Below are 17537 nucleotides of genomic sequence, written 5' to 3' on the forward strand. Positions count from 1 at the left end.
TCACCTCGCCTTCGCCGTACGCGCTTCGAGCCGCCGGACCAGGTGGCCGAGCGGCAGAGTGATGATCAGATAGCACAGACCGGCGATGAGGATCGGCGTCAGGCTGCGGTTCTGGTTGAGGGCGTCCCGGCCGAACTTGGCCAGTTCGTACTGGGAGAGCGACAGGCCCAGCAGGTACACCAGGGACGAGTCCTTGGTCAGCAGGATCAGCTCGTTGGTGAGTGGCGGGAGGACGATGCGCAGGGCCTGCGGGATGATGATGGACACCATGGCCCGGGTCTGCGACATGCCCAGCGAACGCGCCGCCTCCATCTGCCCCTTCGGGACCGCCTGGATCCCCGCCCGTATCGTCTCCGCCATGTAGGCGGCGCCGACGAGGCCGAGTGCCAGCATGACGGTCACGTACTGGTTGAGCGCCACCTGGAAGGCGAGCGGTACGCCGAAGCCGAGGGCGATGAAGACCAGCAGCGCGGGAACGCCGCGGAAGAACTCGATGTACGCGACGGCCAGCCAGCGGTACGGCGGGACGCGCGACAGTCTCATCAGTGCGAGCAGCAGCCCCGCGGCCAGTCCGAAACCGAAGCCGAGCAGGGTGTAGACCACGGTGTTGAGCAGGGCCGTGGTGATGATGTCAGGGAACTGTGCCTTGGCGACCTCGACGTCGAAGAACGCCCGTCGGATCTCACCCCAGTCGGCGGCCAGGGCGACGACGAGCAGTACGGCGGCGAGGACCGCGTACTGAGCGCCTCGGACGGCGCGGGTCCGTTGTCTGCGGGATAGGGACATCGGTAGCGGTTTCCTCACTTCTTGGGAGCGGCGGGGAACCACTTCTTGTAGATCCGGTCGTAACTGCCGTCGGATTTGGCGTCGGCGAGCACCGCGTCGATCTCCTTGCGCAGGGCGTCGTTTCCGGTGCGCACCCCGATGCCGTACTCCTCCCCCGTGTCGAACTCGGCGGTGACCTGGGTGTCCGGGTTCTTCCGTACGTACTCGAAGAGCACGCCGTTGTCGTTCACGGCGGCGTCGACCTGTCCGGTCTTCACGGCGGTGAGCAGCAGCGCCAGGTCCTCGAACTGCACGGTCGTCACGCCCTCGGCGTTCTTCTGTGCGTACGTCTCTCCCGTGGTGCCCTGCTGGACCCCGAGCTTCTTCCCCTTGAGGCTCGCCAGCGAGGTGAGGGAGGAACCCTTCTTGGCGATCAGGGCCTGTGTGGCGTCGAAGTAGCCGACGGAGAAGTCCAGGTTCTTCGCGCGCACCGGCGTGATCGTCATACCCGCCGCGGCCAGATCGCACTTGCGGGCGTTGAGGTCCTCGCCCGTCTGGATGCCCTCGAAGGGCGTGTCCACGATCTCCTGGGTGACCTCGAGCTTCTTGGCGACCAGATCGACGAGGTCCACGTCGAAGCCGACGACGGCGTCGCCCTTGCGCACCTGGAAGGGTTCGTACGGCAGGTGTGTGCAGGTGGTGAGCTTGCCCGGGGTCACCAGCTCCAGTTCAGTTCCGCCGGACGCGGAGGGCTTGGTGCTGGTGCAGCCCGTGAGTACGGCGACCGCGGTGAGGGTGGCGGTGAATATGACAGGCAGTGCGGAACGAGCGGACACGACGTCTCCAGAGTTTGTCCGGTCAACGACCCCACTTCGTCAGTGAGTTGCATTGATCTTGCCATCGGATGCGCCGGATCTCGCCTGTGGGGCCCGTGTTCCCGTGACCTGACGGTGCCGCAGAGGCCCGGCGCCTTCGCGCCGGACCTCTGCGGAGCTGCCTCGCCGCGCTCGGGCGGTCAGGCGGGGGACACGGTTCCGGTCCCCTCCCCCGCCGCCCCGGACTCCTCGACGACCACGCGGTAGGGGCGGTCCGTGCCCTCCGCCGTGACCTGTGTGCCCGAGTCGTCGCGTACGACGCGGAACGTCGCGGCCGGGCTGCCGGTCAGGTCAGGGACGGTGACCGTGCGCTCGTCCGGGCCCGCCCCGAAGACGCGCAGGGTCAGGCCCTCCAGCCAGTCCCCGTCCGGGCGCTGGTCGTCGGCGCCCCACGGGAGCACCGCACCGTCCCTGACCAGCAGGGGCAGACTGTCGAAGCCGTGCGTCTCGTGCCTCCAGCCTGGGCCGGTGACGCGCTCTCCCGTGAGCAGCGAGGTCCAGGTGCCCTCGGGGACGTAGTACTCGACCTCGCCGTCCTCCGTGAAGACCGGTGCGACCAGCAGGTCCGGTCCGAGCATGTACTGCCGGTCCAGGGTGCGGGAGGCGGGGTCGCCGGGGAACTCCGCGAGCATGGGCCGCATCATCGGGACACCCGTGCGGTGCGCCTCCACGGCCACCCCGTAGAGGTAGGGCATGAGCCGGTGCTTGAGCAGGGTGAACTTCCGCGCCACGTCGACGGCTTCCTCACCGAACTCCCACGGCACGCGGTAGGAGACGTTGCCGTGGAGCCGGCTGTGCGAGGAGAGCAGGCCGAAGGCGAGCCAGCGTTTGAAGACCGCGGGGTCGGGCGTGCCCTCGAAGCCGCCGATGTCGTGGCTCCAGAAGCCGAACCCGGACAGGCTCAGGGACAGCCCGCCGCGCAGCGACTCCGCCATCGCCGTGAACGAGGCGAAGCAGTCGCCGCCCCAGTGCACCGGGAACTGCTGGCCGCCCGCCGTCGCCGACCGGGCGAACAGCACCGCCTCCCCCGCGCCCCGCTCCCTCTCCAGCAGCTCGAAGACGGTGCGGTTGTAGATCTGCGCGTAGTAGTTGTGCATCCGCTCCGGGTCGGAGCCGTCGTGCCAGACGACGTCCGTCGGGATGCGCTCGCCGAAGTCCGTCTTGAAGCAGTCGACGCCCTGGTCGAGCAGGGCCCGCAGCTTGTCGTCGTACCAGGCCCGGGCGGCCGGGTTGGTGAAGTCGACCAGCGCCATGCCCGGCTGCCAAAGGTCCCACTGCCAGATGTCGCCGTTGGCCCGGCGGACCAGGTAGCCGTGTTCGGCGCCCTCGGCGAACAGGGCCGACTTCTGGGCGATGTAGGGATTGATCCACATGGAGACGCGCAGGCCACGTTCCTTGAGGCGGGCCAGCATCCCCTCCGGGTCGGGGAAGACCTCGGGGTCCCAGAGGAAGTCCGACCACTGGTATTCGCGCATCCAGAAGCAGTCGAAGTGGAAGACGCTCAGCGGGATGCCGCGCTCGGCCATGCCGTCCACGAAGGAGGTGACGGTCTCCTCGTCGTACGACGTGCAGAAGGACGTGGTCAGCCAGAGCCCGAACGACCAGGCAGGCGGCAGCGCGGGCCGGCCGGTCAGGGCCGTGTAGCGGGACAGGACGTCCTTCGGGGTCGGGCCGGCGACGACGTAGTACTCGATCGACTGGTCCTCGACGCTGAACTGCACCTGTCCGACGGACTCCGAGCCGACCTCGAAGGAGACCTTGCCGGGGTGGTTGACGAAGACGCCGTACCCGCGCGAGGACAGGTAGAACGGGATGTTCTTGTAGGCCAGTTCGCTGCTGGTGCCGCCGTCTGCCTGCCAGATGTCGACGGTCTGGCCGTTCTTCACGTACGGGGTGAAGCGCTCACCGAGGCCGTAGACGTTCTCGCCGACGTCCAGGGCGAGTTGGGCGATCATGTGGTGGACGCCGTCGGGCGTGGTCGCGAATGCCGTCCCCTTCGGGTCCACCCGGGTGAGGCGCTTCCCGTCGCCGTCGAGGAAGGTGATGCCCCAGGGCCCGTCGCCGTCCATCCGCAACGTCAGTGGTCCGCTGGTGAGTTCGGTGACCGCACCGTCCCGGCGGGTGGTGGCGACAGGGGCCGCGGTGTCATCCGCGAGCAGCGCGAAGTCCGGCCCGCGACGGGCCTTCCCGGCGTGATGGGTGGTGCGGACGCCGATGACGCCCTCGGCCGGGGAGAAGCATTCGACCGTGATCAGCGGGGTGTTGAGCGTGTCCCCTCGCGCCGCGACACGCTTGACCGCCGCGTACGCCGTGAACCGGTCGTCATCGACCCGCAGATCGCGGATCTCGGTGGCGTAGGACGCGCGGACGCCCTCACGCATCAGCCAGAAGCCGTCGGTGAACCTCATGCGGACTCCTTTCCGGGGACGACGTCGATGCGGGCGAGGCGCACGGCCCCGGTGAGGCCGATGCGCAGTTCCTGCACTCCGCGGAGGTCGACCGCGACTTCCACGGTGCGGTAGGAGTACGGGCCACCGGTGTCCGGGAACTGGATCAGGGAGTTGTGCCCGGCCGCGCTGACGGTGACACGCCCCTCCCCCGAGACCTGAAACGCCAGTGCTCGCACGCCGTCGCCGAAGTCGCAGGCCCGGTAGACGAGACGCCCCTCGTCGTCGGCGGAGGCGGGCGCCACGGCGTCGCCCTCCGTCTTCGTCCGGTCCACGAGCTCCGTGCCCTGCTGCCGGTCGTAGTCGGCTGCCTCGATGCCTCGCTCCGTCACCGGCCGGGGGCCGAGCGCCTCGCCGCCCACCTCGGTCGTTGCGGTGAGGCGGATGTCGGCGCTGGACGCGCCCGCGAGGATCTCGTAGCCGCCCGGCTCGACGGCCCACCGGCCGTGCGCCACGTTCCAGTGCCCCAACTCCTCCAACGGGACGGTGAATTCGACGCTCCGGGCCGCGCCGGGCGCCAGGTGCACGCGGCGGTGGCCGACCAGCTTGCGCAGCGGCAGGTCCGAGGGGTCGCCGAGCCCGGGGAGCCGACGCCCCAGCCCTTCGGGGGCGGGCTCGTCCGCCTCGGCCGGGCCGGCCGCGCGGACGTAGACCTGGGCCACCTCGTCGGCAGCCGTCGTCCCGTCGTTGGTGATCGTCAACGACACCCTCAGCTGATCGCCGTCGGCCTCGGCCCGCAGCCCGGAGTAGGTGAAGTCGGCGTATCCGAGGCCGTGTCCGAACGGGAAGAGGGGGGTGCCGCGGAAATAGAGGTACGTCTGCCGGGAGCCGATGACGTCGTAGTCGAACAGGCCGGGCAGGTCGTCGTCGCTCGCGTACCAGGTCTGCGGCAGGCGCCCGGCCGGGGACACGTCTCCGGCGAGGACGCGTGCGAGAGCCGTACCCGCGGCCTGGCCGCCGTGCGCCGTCCAGAGCAGCGCCGGCAGTGCGGCGGCCGCGTCGACGACGGCGTACGGATAGGCGGACGACAGGACGAGGACCGTACGCGGGTTGGCGGCGTGGGCCGCGCGCCACAGCCGGTCCTGCTGGGCCGGGAGGGCGAGGGTGGTGCGGTCCTCCGTCTCGCGGCCGTTGATGTGGGGGTCGTTGCCCGCGACGACGATCACGGTGTCGGCGGCCGCGGCGACCCGGGCCACGGCGTCCGCGCCGTACTCGACGGTCTCGGACTGGAAGACCGTGGCGTCGTCCCGGGAGATCTTCTCGCCGGACACGGCAACCTTCGCGCCGTCGGCGGCGACAGAGACGTACCCACCGGTCCCGATGTGCAGAAGGCGGTGCCCGCCGTCGTGTCCTTCCACCGCTTCAAGGCGGAACGTCTCCTGGACGACCCAGCCGCCCGGCTCGTCCGCGGAGGCCCTGACGTATCCGTCGTCGGCCACGGAGAGGTACAGCCCCTCGTCGGTGCGCAGGGTGAGGACACCCTCGCCCCAGTCGACGAGTGCGAGTTCGGTGGCCTCGTCGCCGCAGGTCAGCGGGGGCAGGTCGGTGCGGCCGGCGAGGAGCGCGGGGTCGAGGGCGCCTTCCGCGCCTCGCGCCTCCCCGTCCGTCGCCCCGTCGGCCGCGGGCACCTGGAGCCAGCCCTCGGAGGTCTTCAGCCGGACCCGGTCCACGCCCTCGGCGTGGAGGACGTTCTCGGCGCCGTACCGCTCGCGCAAGCCGTCGAGCGGGGTCGAGCGGTGCATGAGGGTGCCGCTGTACCAGTCGAGCTTGCAGTCGTCGGCGAGCAGCCCGACCACCGCGACGGTGCGTCCCTGCCCGGGTGTCAGGGGCAGCAGTCCGTCGTTCTTGAGGAGCACGACCGCCTGCTCCGCCGCTTCGAGGGCGAGCGCGCGGTGTTCCTCGGTGTCCAGGTCGTCCACCTGGGCGTACGGGTCGAGTTCCGGGTCGAACTCACCGAGCGCGAAGCGCATGGCGAGCAGCCGGCGGACCGCCGTGTCGATGTCGCTCTCGTCGAGGAGCCCCTTGGCGAGCGCGTCACGGATGCGGCCGGTCATGACCGTGGAGTCCGTGCCGTGGTCGGTGAAGCTGTCGACGCCCGCCTTCAGGGCGGCCGCGGTCGCCTCTTCGTGGGTGTCGAAGTAGTGCTCGGAATCGACCAGGTTGGAGGGCGCTCCGGCGTCCGAGCAGACGACGAGCGGCTGGTCGGTCCAGCTCCGCAGGTGCTGCTCGAGGAGGGGCGAGACGTGGTTGGGGCGCCCGTTGACGAGGTTGTAGGCGGGCATGACTCCGGCCACGGCCCCGGCCCGTACCGCGTCGCGGAAGGCCCGCAGGTCGTACTCGTGCAGGACGCGCGGGCGGACCGAGGAGGAGGCGGTGTCGCGGTCGGTCTCGTTGTTGTGCGCGAGCCAGTGCTTGAGCACGGGCGCGGTGCGCCAGTAGTGCGGGTCGTCCCCGCGCAGGCCCCGGGTGTAGGCGACGGCGATGGCGGAGGTGAGGGCCGGGTCCTCGGAGTACCCCTCCTCGCCACGGCCCCACAGCGGGTGGCGCAGCAGGTTCACCGTCGGCGCCCAGACGTTGAGCCCGACGCGGTCGTCCTGGGCGCGCTTGGCCCGCACCTCGTTGCCGACGGCTTCGCCGACACGGCGGACCAGGTCGTCGTTCCAGGTGGCTCCGAGGCCGACGGCCTGCGGGAAGACGGTGGCGGGGCCCATCCAGGCGACCCCGTGCAGGGCCTCCTGTCCGGTACGGAACGGGCCGAGCCCGAGCCGCTCCACCGCTGGGGCGAACTGGTGCAGCATCGCGATCCGCTCGTCGAGCGTGAGCCGTCCGAGCAGGTCGTCGGTGCGCCGGGAGAAGGGCAGCTGCGGGTCGCGGAAGGGAAGCGGATGGTCCGTCACGTGCGGGTCCCCTTGGAGAGGTGGGAGGTTTTCCGGTCTGCTCGCGCCGAAGGAGAGTCCGACGCGCGGGAAAGATCTTTCGAAGCGCTTCGATGCTCTGCGGCGTACCCCGCGGGTGTCAAGGGTCCGGTCGCCGCAAAGAGGTCCATGTGGACGTATCGAAGCCGCGTCGCCCCGGGAAACGGTTCGGAAACAGGTCGGAGGAATCTCGAAACGAACTCTTGTGCGGCCGGGACCCTTCACTTAATCTCGCTGCAACATCGAAGCGCTTCGACGAGGCAGCCCGTTGACCGCTTCAGCTCAGCCGGTGCAGTTCCACCGGCTCGGCCGGTAACGCCCCCCTACCTCAGACACAGGGCCGAGCGGCAGTCGCCGCCGCGGGCCGTCCTGTTGCACCACGAAGGGTTGACGCAATGACGCCGAACTCCCCCTCCGCTCCCAGCCGGAGACGATTCCTCGCCTCCTCCGTGGTCGTCGCCGCAGCCGTCGGCGGGGGGATGCCGCTCCTCGCCGCCTGCGGCGGCGGATCCGGCGGTGCGAAGAACGAGGGCACGACCACGGGCAAGAAGCTGAAGGACATCCTTCCGTCCTACGTGCCCTCCGAGGCGGTCACCCCGGACATCCCGAGCAAGAACGGTTCCGCGGCCGGCTTCACCACCGCGCTCCCGGCCGACAAGCTCGCGGTGTCCGTGCCGAAGAAGCTGGGCCAGGGCAGCGAGCTGCGGGTCATGGCACCGCTGTGGGGCACGTCGCCGGGTGAGGGCAACCCGTACTGGAAGGCGATGGACGAGGCGGCCGGCGTCACCGTCAAGTGGCAGAACCAGGACGGCAACGTCTACGGCCAGAAGCTCGGCGCGGTGCTCGCCTCCAGTGACATCCCCGATGCGGTCGTCGTCCCCGGCTGGGAGCTGGGCGGCAAGATACCGAGCGCCATCGCCAACAAGTTCGCCGACCTCGGCCCCTACCTCTCCGGTGACAAGGTCAAGGACTACCCGAACCTGGCGGCCATCCCCACCGGCGCCTGGCAGCGGGCGATCTTCGCCGGCAAGCTGCGCGGTCTCCCCATGCCCGCGGAGGCGACTCCGAACATCACCCCCTTCTACCGCGCGGACATCTTCGAGGAGAAGGGCTACGAGGTCCCGACCACCACGCAGGAGTTCTACGACCTCTGCAAGGAGATCAACGCCCCGAAGAGCAAGGTGTGGGCGTGCAGCGACATGACGTGGTCGGCGTTCGTCTTCTTCGGGGTGCTGCCGGAGAAGCCGTACTACTGGAAGCTCGTCGACGGCAAGCTGGTCAACCGCTACGAGACCGACGAGTACCTCGAGGCGCTGGAGTGGTCGCGCTCGCTGTACTCGGCGGGCTTCGTGCACCCGGACGCCAAGGCCGAGACGGGTGACATGCGGACCACGTTCTCCTCGGGGAACGTCCTCATGTACAACGCGGACATCTCCGACTGGTACGCCGCCACCGCTGTCCAGCGCCTCGACAAGCCGGAGTTCCGGATGGGGGCGATGGACTTCTTCGCCGCCGCCGGCGGTGACCCGGTCATCTACGAGGCGTCGCCCTCCAACATCTGGTGCTTCGTCAACAAGAACGCCGACAAGAAGACCATCCAGGACGTCCTCGCCCTCGCCAACTACACGGCCGCCCCCTACGGGACCAAGGAGCAGCGCCTGAAGGCCTACGGCCTGGAAGGCACGCACCACACCCTCAAGGACGGCGTCCTCGTCAAGACGGAGCAGGGCAACAACCAGGTCTTCGCCACCTACGAGTACGTGGCCTCCCCGGCCCCCTTCCGCGCCTACCCGGACTTCCCGGACGTCGCCAAGGGTGTCATCGAGTGGCAGCAGCGTCAGGGCGCGCACCTCAGGAAGCCCCTGTTCCACGGCATGCAGATCCAGGAGCCGACCCGCTTCACCGAGCTCAACGCACAGTTCGAGGACCTCGAGAAGGACATCGTGCGCGGCCGCAAGAAGGTCGGCGACATGCAGCAGGCCGTCTCCGACTGGAAGACCAAGGGCGGGGACAAGCTCCGCGACTGGTACAAGAAGCTGCTCGACGAGACCGGTGAGTCGGCCTCCTGACATGTCACTGAGCACAGACGACCGGCGCGCGCAGGATTCACGGACGCCGCCGGTCAAGACGAAGGCGGCGGCCGGTGACCGGCCCGTCACCAAGGAAATGCCGCTGCGTCACCGGCTGCGCCGGGACCGCACGCTGATCCTGATGACGCTGCCGGCGATGATCCTGCTGCTGGTCTTCGCGTACATCCCCCTGGCGGGGAACGTCGTGGCGTTCCAGGACTACGACCCGTACATCGCCGACAACGCGTTCCAGGCGATCGCCCAGAGCCCGTGGGTCGGGTTCGAGTGGTTCCAGCAGATGGTGAACGACCGGCTGTTCTGGTCGGCGCTGCGGAACACCCTGACGATCTTCCTCCTGCAGCTGACGCTGTTCTTCCCGGTGCCGATCCTGCTCGCGCTGTTCATCAACAGCTTCGTGCGGCCCCGGGTCCGGGCGGTGGCGCAGGCGATCCTCTACCTGCCGCACTTCTTCTCCTGGGTCCTGGTCGTCACGGTGTTCCAGCAGATGTTCGGCGGCGCCGGACTGATCGCGCAGACACTGCGGGAGAACGGTCATGAGGGCTTCGACCTGATGACCGACCCCGGCCTGTTCAAGTTCCTGATCACCTTCGAGATGATCTGGAAGGACGCCGGCTGGGGCGTCATCGTCTTCCTCGCCGCCCTCGCGGCGGTGAGTCCCGACCTCTACGAGGCGAGCGCCATGGACGGCGCGAACCGGTGGCGCCGGATGTGGCACATCACCCTGCCCGCCCTGCGCCCCGTCGTCGCCCTGCTGCTCGTGCTCCAGGTCGGCAACGCGCTGACCGTCGGCTTCGAGCAGATCCTGCTCCAGCGCACGGCGGTCGGCCCGGGGGCGTCCGAGGTGCTGGACACCTACGTCTGGAACGTCGGCATCACCAACGGTGGATTCAGCTACGCGGCGGCCGTCGGGATCATCAAGGGAATCTTCGGTCTGCTGCTGGTCCTCGGGGCCAACAAGGTCGCCCATCTCATGGGTGAGCAGGGGGTGTACAAGAAGTGAGCAGCCTGCTCTCCGGCCTGACCGGCTTGGGCGGTGTGAAGCCGGGAACCCGCGGCCGCCTGCGTCCCGTGTGGGAGGAGGAGCCGTCGAAGGCCGGCCTCGCCTCCAAGGGTGTGGTGATGGTCCTGATCTGCCTGGCCGTCCTCTTCCCGCTCTGGGTCGTGATCGTCACCAGTCTGTCCTCGGTGAAGACCATCACCGAGGCCGGCGGACTGGTGGTGATCCCGCGCGGCGTCACCTTCGTCGCCTACCAGGAGCTCCTGGGCGGCGGCCAGGTCACCCGCGCGGCTCTCATCAGCGTCTGTGTGACCGTGGTCGGGACCCTGTTCAGCATGACCGTCTCGATCCTGTGCGCCTACGGACTCTCGCGTACCGGTTCCGTGCTGCACCGCCCGTTGCTGATCTTCATGCTGGCCACGATGTTCTTCGGCGCGGGACTGATCCCGACCTACCTCGTGGTGCAGGGCCTCGGTCTCACGGACTCCTACCTGGCGCTGATCCTGCCGAGCGCGCTGAACGTCTTCAACATCCTGGTCCTGCGGGCGTTCTTCATGAGTACGGCGCAGGAGCTCGTCGAGAGCGCCCGCATCGACGGCGCGGGCGACTTCCGCATCCTGTGGCAGATCGTCATGCCGCTGTCCCGCGCGGTCATCGCCGTGATCACGCTGTTCTACGCGGTGGGCTACTGGAGCGCCTGGTTCAACGCGTCGATCTACATCAGCGACCCGGACATGCTGCCGCTGCAGAACGTGATGAACCAGCTGGTGCTCAAGCAGGAGCGGCCCACCGGCCTCACCCAGGTCATCAACACCGGTCACCTGTCGCTGCTCGCCGTGCAGATGGCGGTCATGGTGCTGGCGCTGGTCCCGGTCGCGTTCCTGTCGCCGTTCGTCCAGAAACACTTCAAGGAAGGCATGCTCACCGGCGCCGTCAAGGGCTGAACCGCCGCACCCGTCCCGCACGTCCCGCACTCCCCCACCGGAGGGTCCCCGTCATGCGCGCTTCGTCCGTCCCACAGCCGGAACCCGCCTCGCGTCCCCGGCGCCGGACCGTCCTGGCCGGTGCGGCGGTGGCCGCGGCCTCGGCGTCGGCGCTCCCGGCGGCGGGGGCCACGGCGGCCTCCCGGCGGCCGGCGAAGTCCGAGCCGTACCGCTGGCGCACCGCCGCCATCGGCGGGACGGGCTTCGTGACGGGCCTCCTGTTCCATCCGGCCGTGCGGGGTCTCGCCTACGCCCGCACGGACATCGGGGGCGCCTACCGGTGGGACGACCGGAGGTCACGGTGGACGGCCCTCACCGACCACATCGGGTGGGACGACTGGAATCTGCTGGGCGTCGAGGCGATGGCGGTCGATCCGGCGCACCCGGACCGGCTGTACCTGGCACTCGGCACGTACTCCCAGGAGTGGGCGTCCCCGGGAGCGGTCCTGCGGTCCGAGGACCGCGGGGCGACCTGGGCGCGTACGGACCTCACCGTGCGTCTCGGGGCCAACGAGGACGGCCGGGGCTGCGGCGAACGGCTCCTGGTCGATCCCCGCGACAGCGGGACGCTCTGGCTCGGCACGCGCCACGACGGGCTGCTGCGCTCCCGGGACCGGGGGGCCACCTGGGCCGTCGACACCTCCTTCCCGGCCACGGCGTCCGCGGCCGGGCAGGGCGTCACCCTGCTGGTGGCGGCGGGCCGCACGGTGTACGCGGGCTGGGGAGACGGCCCCACCGCTCTCCACCGTACGAACGCCACCGGCGGCTGGGAGGCCGTCCCCGGGCAGCCGTCCGCCGGCGCGGCGACGAAGGTGCCGGTCCGCGCGGCGTACGACGCGGGCAGCCGTGCGCTGTACGTGACGTACGCGGACGGGCCGGGCCCGAACAACCAGGCCGACGGTTCGGTGCACCGCCTCGACACGGTGTCCGGTGCCTGGACCGACGTGACCCCCGTGGCCCCGGGTGACGGCGACGCGTTCGGGTACGGCGGGGTCGCCGTCGACGCCGCCCGGCCGGGCACGGTCGTCGTCTCCACGAACAACCGCTGGGGGCCGGTGGACACCCTGTTCCGGTCCACGGACGGCGGGGCGAGCTGGACCTCGCTCAAGGACACGGCCGTACTGGACGTGTCGGAGACCCCGTATCTGAAGTGGGGCGGGGAGCCCAAGTTCGGCTGGTGGATCCAGGCCGTCGCACTCGACCCGTACGACTCGCGGCACCTCCTGTACGGCACCGGCGCCACGGTCTTCGGGACCCGCGACCTGGTGCACTGGGCGCCGGAGATCCGAGGTCTGGAGGAGTCGGCGGTGCGACAGCTCGTCGCGCCCCCTTCGGGTGCCCGGCTGCTCAGTGGTCTGGGGGACGTCGGAGTCATGCGCCACGACTCCCTCACGGCGTCCCCGTCACGCGGTATGGCGACGGACCCGGTGTTCGGCACGGCGACCGGACTGGCCCTCGCCACCCTGAAGCCGTCGTACGTCGTGCGGACCGGCTGGCCGTCGGGCTCCGACCGGGCCGGCGCGTACTCCCTCGACGGCGGGGCGAGTTGGCGGCCCTTCGCCTCCCAGCCCGCGATCGCCCCCTCCGCTCCAGGCCCGGTGGCGGTCTCCGCCGACGGCGAGACGCTGCTGTGGTCGTTCGTCCACTGGGACGGCACGAAGTACGCGGCGCACCGCTCGACGGACGGCGGCGCCACATGGGCCGAGGTCACCACCTTCCCCGAGGGCGCCACTCCGGTCTCGGATCCGCTCGACCCGAGGCGCTTCTACGCGTACGACACGGACACCGGGGTGGTCCTCCTCTCCACGGACCGGGGGGCGACGTTCACCGAGGGCGCGAAGGGGCTTCCCTCGGGGGACGTGCAGTTCCGCGTCTCGGCGGCACCGGGGCGCTCCGGCGACCTCTGGCTGTCCGCCAAGGACGAAGGACTGCTGCGCTCCACGGACGGCGGTCGCACGTTCACGCGGGTGGCCGGCTGCCAGGCCTCGCACGCCCTCGGGTTCGGCAAGGCCGCCCCGTCGAAGGGGCGGGCCGGCTACCCGGCGGTCTTCCAGACCGGGCGGGTTGCCGCCACGTACGACGGCGTGGCCGTGCTCCGCTCCGACGACGCGGGCGCGACCTGGGTCCGCATCAACGACGACGCCCACCGGTGGGGGTGGACCGGCGAGGTCGTCACCGGCGACCCCCGCGTCCACGGCCGTGTCTATCTGGGCACCAACGGCCGTGGCATCCAGTACGCAGATCCCCAGTAGAGGAACGAGATCCATGCCGTCCCTGCACGACGCCGCCCGTGGCCGCATCCTCTTCGGAGGCGACTACAACCCCGAGCAGTGGCCCGAGGAGGTATGGGCCGACGACGTCCGGCTGATGAAGGAAGCCGGGGTCAACACCGTCACCGTCGGCGTCTTCTCCTGGGCGATGATCGAACCCCGGCCGGGCGCGCGGGAGTTCGGCTGGCTGGACCGGCTCATGGACCTCCTGGCCGCCAACGGGATAGGCGTCGTGCTCGCCACACCGACGTCCTCGCCCCCGCCGTGGATGGGAGCGCTCCACCCGGAGACGCTGCCCCGCACCGAGGACGGGGCGGTCGTCAACTACGGTTCCCGGCAGCACTTCTGCCCGAGCTCCCCGGTGTACCGGCGCTATGCGGCCGCCCTCACCGAGGACCTCGCGGCACGGTACGCGGACCATCCGGCGCTCACCGTGTGGCACATCAACAACGAGTACTGCACCCACTGCTGGTGCGACGAGACCGCCGCCCACTTCCGTCGCTGGCTGGCGTCCCGTCACACCACCCTGGAAGCGCTCAACGACGCCTGGGGCACGGCGTTCTGGAGCCAGCGCTACGACACGTGGACGGAGATCCTGCCTCCGCGCCGGGCGCAGTACATTCGCAACCCCGCACAGGAGCTGGACTTCAAGCGGTTCACCTCCGACGCCCTGCTGGAGTGCTACACCTCCGAACGGGACATCGTCGCCCGGCACACCCCGCACATCCCGGTGACGACCAACTTCATGCCGCTGTGGTCGGGCCAGGACGCCTGGGCCTGGGCGGAGCAGGAGGACATCGTCTCCGTCGACGTCTACCCGGATCCGGCAGACCCGCACGGCGGCCAGTACAACGCGATGCTGGCCGACATGACGCGCTCCCAGGCGCGCGGCCCGTGGATGGTGATGGAACAGGCCGCCGGGGCGGTGAACTGGCGTGACGTCAACCACCCCAAGCCGGCCGGTCTCAACCGGCTGTGGTCTCTGCAGGCCGTGGCCAGGGGCGCGGACGCCGTCTGCTACTTCCAGTGGCGGCAGTCCCGGCAGGGCGCCGAGAAGTTCCACTCCGGGATGCTGAGCCACGCGGGCGAGGAGGGCCGCACGTTCCGGGAGGTCAGGCGCATCGGCTCCGAACTCGCACTCGTCGGGGCCGAGGTGAGCGGCACCGGGGTGTCCGCCGAGGTCGCGGTGCTCCACGACTGGGACGCCTGGTGGTCGAGCACCCAGCAGGGCCGCCCGTCCTCCCTCGTCTCGTACACGGAACTCGTGCAGGCATGGCACCGTGGGCTGTGGGAGAGCGGGATCAGCACGGAGTTCGCCCGCCCGGGCGCCGACCTGAGCGCCTACCGCATGGTGCTCGTGCCGCAGCTCCAGCTCCTCGGCGACGCCGCCGTCGACAACCTCGTCGCGTACGCGCGCGGTGGCGGCACCCTGGTGTGCGGGTTCTTCACCGGCGTCACGGACGCGGACGACCGGATCAGGCCGGGCGGCATGGACGTCCGGCTGCGTGAGCTGTTCGGCATCCGTACGGTGCACGAGTGGTGGCCGCTGGACGCGGAGGCGACCGTGGAGTGCGACGGCTTCCGCGGCACCCTGTGGTCGGAGGAACTGGAGCCCGACGGCAGCGCGGAGACCGTGGCCGCGTACCGGGGCGGCGAGCTCGACGGGCTTCCGGCGGTGCTCCGCAAGGGCACCGCCTGGTACGTCTCGACGCTGCCCGGACCCGAGGCGCTGCGCGGCCTGCTCGGCCGGGCGGCGGCCGTGGCAGGGGTGCGCCCCGTGCTGGAGGGACTGCCCGCCGGGGTCGAGGCGGTGCGGCGCGGCGAGCTGCTGTTCCTGCTGAACCACGGCCGGTCCCGGGTCGCGGTGGAGCTGCCGGGCCGGTTCACCGACCTGCTCACGGGCGCCGGTACCGACGGCGGCCTGGAGCTGGACCGCTACGGCGTGGCCGTGCTCAGAGGCGTCTCAGCATGATCGACGGCACGTGGGAGCCCGGCCCCGCCACCCGCTGGGAGGACGCCTTCCTCAGCGGCAACGGCCGTCACGGGGCGATGGTGTACGGCGATCCGGCCGACGACCGGGTGATCGTCGACCACCACACCCTGGTGCGGCCCAACGGCAGCGAGAACCTCCGGGCGCCGGAGCTCGCCGACCGGCTCGGCCGGCTCCAGGACGCGCTGCTGTCCGGCGACACGAAGGCCGCGGAGGAGTTCGGCGCGGGAAGCCCGCTGGTGTGGGTACAGCCCTTCCACCCCGCGTTCCAGACACGGGTGCGCCGCACCCGCGGGCTCCACGAGGCGGTGGCCGGGTACCGGCGCGAGGTCGACTTCACCTCGGGTGAGGTGACCGCTTCGTACGAGGCGTGGCGCAGCGGTGTCTTCGTGTCGCGGGCCGACGACGTGGTCGTGCAGCACGTCACCGACCCGGGGCTGACCGCCGACGTCTTCCTGGACCACGTTCTGCCGGGCGCCCCGGCGCGGCTGGCGGTGGGGCGCTCCACGGTGCTGACCCCGGACGGCGCGCACCTGGCTCTGCGGGTGGGCTATCCGGGCGGTGGACTCGGCTACACGGGCGTCACCGTGGTGCGGGTGGACGGCGGAAAGGTCTTCGTGGCGGGCGAGGGCGTCCGGATCGAGGGGGCGCGGGGTCTCACCCTGACGACCCGCGTCGTCCGCGGCCCCGGCCGGCCGGAGCTCGGCGAGCTGTGGGCCGCGCTGCCCCGGGAGGACTACGCCACACTGCTGGAGCGCCACCGGCCGCTGCACCGGGCCGCGTACGGGCGTGCCTCTCTCTCGCTGCTGGACGCCGCGCCCGAGCGTGAGCTTTCCGGCAGCGAGCTGCTGCGTGACCCGACGTCCCCCGCGCTCCTGGAGAGGCTCTTCGCCGCGGGCCGCTACCACCTGCTGTCCTCCTCGGGGATGCTTCCGCCCCGGCTGACCGGCCTGTGGACCGGCGACTGGGACACCGCGTGGTCCGGAGCCTTCACCACGAACGCCAATCTGAACCTCCAGATCTCCTCCGCCGCGGCGGCCGGCCTCCCCGAGGTGACCGAGGCGCACGCGGCGCTGGTCGAGGGGCAGCTCGCCGACTGGCAGGACAACGCCCGGGCCCTCTTCGGGGCCAGGGGCATCGTCGCACCGTCCCACACGGACGGCGCCTCGGGGCACACCCGGCACTTCCAGCGCGCCTATCCGCTGCATCTGTGGACGGCGGGGGCGGACTGGCTGCTGCAGCCGCTGCTCGAGCACGCCGAGACCACGACGGGGACTCCGGACACAGGTCTGACGGACGCCCTCGTCCAGGCCGCCCTGTTCTACGAGGACTTCCTGAGCCGCGAGGACCCGGACGGACACCTGGCGGTCGTGCCCTCCTACTCCCCGGAGAACCGGCCGGCCAACGCGAGCTGGGGCACGGTGAACGCCACGATGGACATCGCGGCGGCCCACCACGCCCTGACGACGGCAGCCGAGCACGCGCCCGGGCACCCGTCCGCCGGTCTATGGCGGTCACTCGCGGCGCGGCTCCCGGCGTACCTGGTGAACGAGGACGGGGCGCTCGCCGAGTGGGCGTGGCCCGGTCTGCGGGAGACGTACGACCACCGTCACCTGAGCCACCTCTACCCGGTGTGGCCGCTGGACGCGATCAATCCGTACGACACCCCGGAGCTGGCCGCGGCGGCACATCGCGCGCTGGAGCTGCGCGGTTCGGAGAACGACTCCGCGCACGGGCACCTGCACCAGGCCCTGATCGCGGCCCGGCTGCGGGACGCGTCCCGGGTGTCGGCGGCGCTGGGCGCGGTGCTGGGCGGCGACTTCTTCCACGACTCGCTGATGAGCGCGCACTACCCGTCCCGGAACGTCTACAACGCCGACGCGGCCCACACGCTGCCGGCCGTCGTGATCGAGTCACTCGTCCAGTCGGCGCCCGGCCGTCTGGTGCTGCTGCCCGCCGTGCCGGCCGCGTACCGGGCCGGTGAACTGCGGGGAGTGCGCACCCGGTTCGGCGCGCACCTGGACCTGCGGTGGTCCGAGGACGGTGCCACCGCCGTGCTGCGTCCCACCCGCGACGCCCTCGTCGACCTGCGTACGGGCGACGGGCTCGCCCTCACCGAGACCTCGGCCGGAAACCCCCCGGCTCCGCTGGAGCTGACGGCCGGCGTGGACCGCGTCCTCACCCTGGGGCCGCGGTAGCAGTCCT

The 17537-nt window shown here is 70.8% G+C and carries 10 protein-coding genes; 6 read left to right on the forward strand and 4 right to left on the reverse strand.

Annotation, left to right across the window (positions count from 1 at the left end):
- The 4 genes from LWJ43_RS04010 to LWJ43_RS04025 all read right to left on the reverse strand — a co-directional run bounded on the left by LWJ43_RS04010 (position 1) and on the right by LWJ43_RS04025 (position 6984).
- Positions 1 to 786 (reverse strand): amino acid ABC transporter permease, encoded by a 786-nt coding sequence (locus LWJ43_RS04010; protein ID WP_277330879.1) that lies wholly within the window; start codon positions 784 to 786, stop codon positions 1 to 3.
- Between the two features lie 14 nt (positions 787 to 800).
- Positions 801 to 1601: an ABC transporter substrate-binding protein gene (locus tag LWJ43_RS04015; RefSeq protein ID WP_277330880.1), complete on the reverse strand. Its 801-nt coding sequence runs from the start codon at positions 1599 to 1601 to the stop codon at positions 801 to 803.
- A gap of 179 nt (positions 1602 to 1780) precedes the next feature.
- Complete coding sequence (gene yicI, locus LWJ43_RS04020; protein WP_277330881.1) at positions 1781 to 4048, reverse strand: alpha-xylosidase; 2268 nt, start codon at positions 4046 to 4048, stop codon at positions 1781 to 1783.
- The gene (locus tag LWJ43_RS04025; protein ID WP_277330882.1) at positions 4045 to 6984 is read right to left on the reverse strand and encodes a glycoside hydrolase family 3 C-terminal domain-containing protein; all 2940 of its coding nucleotides are present in this window, start codon (positions 6982 to 6984) and stop codon (positions 4045 to 4047) included. Before LWJ43_RS04025 ends, yicI begins: the two co-directional genes overlap by 4 nt.
- Positions 6985 to 7397: 413 nt before the next feature.
- On the opposite strand from LWJ43_RS04025, the gene LWJ43_RS04030 reads away from it, so the two are divergent.
- The 6 genes from LWJ43_RS04030 to LWJ43_RS04055 are packed head-to-tail and all read left to right on the forward strand — an operon-like array spanning position 7398 to position 17530.
- On the forward strand, positions 7398 to 9071 hold the full coding sequence (locus LWJ43_RS04030) for an extracellular solute-binding protein (RefSeq protein WP_277330883.1): 1674 nt from the start codon (positions 7398 to 7400) through the stop codon (positions 9069 to 9071).
- Position 9072: 1 nt separating this feature from the next.
- The gene (locus tag LWJ43_RS04035) at positions 9073 to 10092 is read left to right on the forward strand and encodes an ABC transporter permease (RefSeq protein ID WP_277330884.1); all 1020 of its coding nucleotides are present in this window, start codon (positions 9073 to 9075) and stop codon (positions 10090 to 10092) included.
- Positions 10093 to 10097: 5 nt separating this feature from the next.
- A complete protein-coding gene (locus tag LWJ43_RS04040; protein WP_277335806.1) occupies positions 10098 to 11033 on the forward strand; it encodes a carbohydrate ABC transporter permease in 936 nt (311 codons plus the stop codon).
- Between the two features lie 53 nt (positions 11034 to 11086).
- Positions 11087 to 13324 (forward strand): exo-alpha-sialidase, encoded by a 2238-nt coding sequence (locus tag LWJ43_RS04045; RefSeq protein ID WP_277330885.1) that lies wholly within the window; start codon positions 11087 to 11089, stop codon positions 13322 to 13324.
- A 13-nt stretch (positions 13325 to 13337) separates the two neighbouring features.
- The gene (locus LWJ43_RS04050; RefSeq protein WP_277330886.1) at positions 13338 to 15314 is read left to right on the forward strand and encodes a beta-galactosidase; all 1977 of its coding nucleotides are present in this window, start codon (positions 13338 to 13340) and stop codon (positions 15312 to 15314) included.
- On the forward strand, positions 15311 to 17530 hold the full coding sequence (locus LWJ43_RS04055; RefSeq protein WP_277330887.1) for a glycosyl hydrolase family 95 catalytic domain-containing protein: 2220 nt from the start codon (positions 15311 to 15313) through the stop codon (positions 17528 to 17530). Before LWJ43_RS04050 ends, LWJ43_RS04055 begins: the two co-directional genes overlap by 4 nt.
- The last annotated feature ends 7 nt before the right edge of the window (positions 17531 to 17537 follow it).

Origin of the sequence: Streptomyces sp. JH34, from assembly GCF_029428875.1 — a bacterium.
Taxonomy (GTDB): domain Bacteria; phylum Actinomycetota; class Actinomycetes; order Streptomycetales; family Streptomycetaceae; genus Streptomyces.

What these genes read in the sequence shown, in the direction of transcription:
- LWJ43_RS04055 (WP_277330887.1), top strand. Translation starts at nt 15,311, where the DNA reads ATGATCGACGGCACGTGGGAGCCCGGCCCCGCCACCCGCTGGGAGGAC.
- yicI (WP_277330881.1), bottom strand. Translation starts at nt 4,048, where the DNA reads ATGAGGTTCACCGACGGCTTCTGGCTGATGCGTGAGGGCGTCCGCGCG.
- LWJ43_RS04045 (WP_277330885.1), top strand. Translation starts at nt 11,087, where the DNA reads ATGCGCGCTTCGTCCGTCCCACAGCCGGAACCCGCCTCGCGTCCCCGG.
- LWJ43_RS04010 (WP_277330879.1), bottom strand. Translation starts at nt 786, where the DNA reads ATGTCCCTATCCCGCAGACAACGGACCCGCGCCGTCCGAGGCGCTCAG.
- LWJ43_RS04035 (WP_277330884.1), top strand. Translation starts at nt 9,073, where the DNA reads ATGTCACTGAGCACAGACGACCGGCGCGCGCAGGATTCACGGACGCCG.
- LWJ43_RS04030 (WP_277330883.1), top strand. Translation starts at nt 7,398, where the DNA reads ATGACGCCGAACTCCCCCTCCGCTCCCAGCCGGAGACGATTCCTCGCC.
- LWJ43_RS04050 (WP_277330886.1), top strand. Translation starts at nt 13,338, where the DNA reads ATGCCGTCCCTGCACGACGCCGCCCGTGGCCGCATCCTCTTCGGAGGC.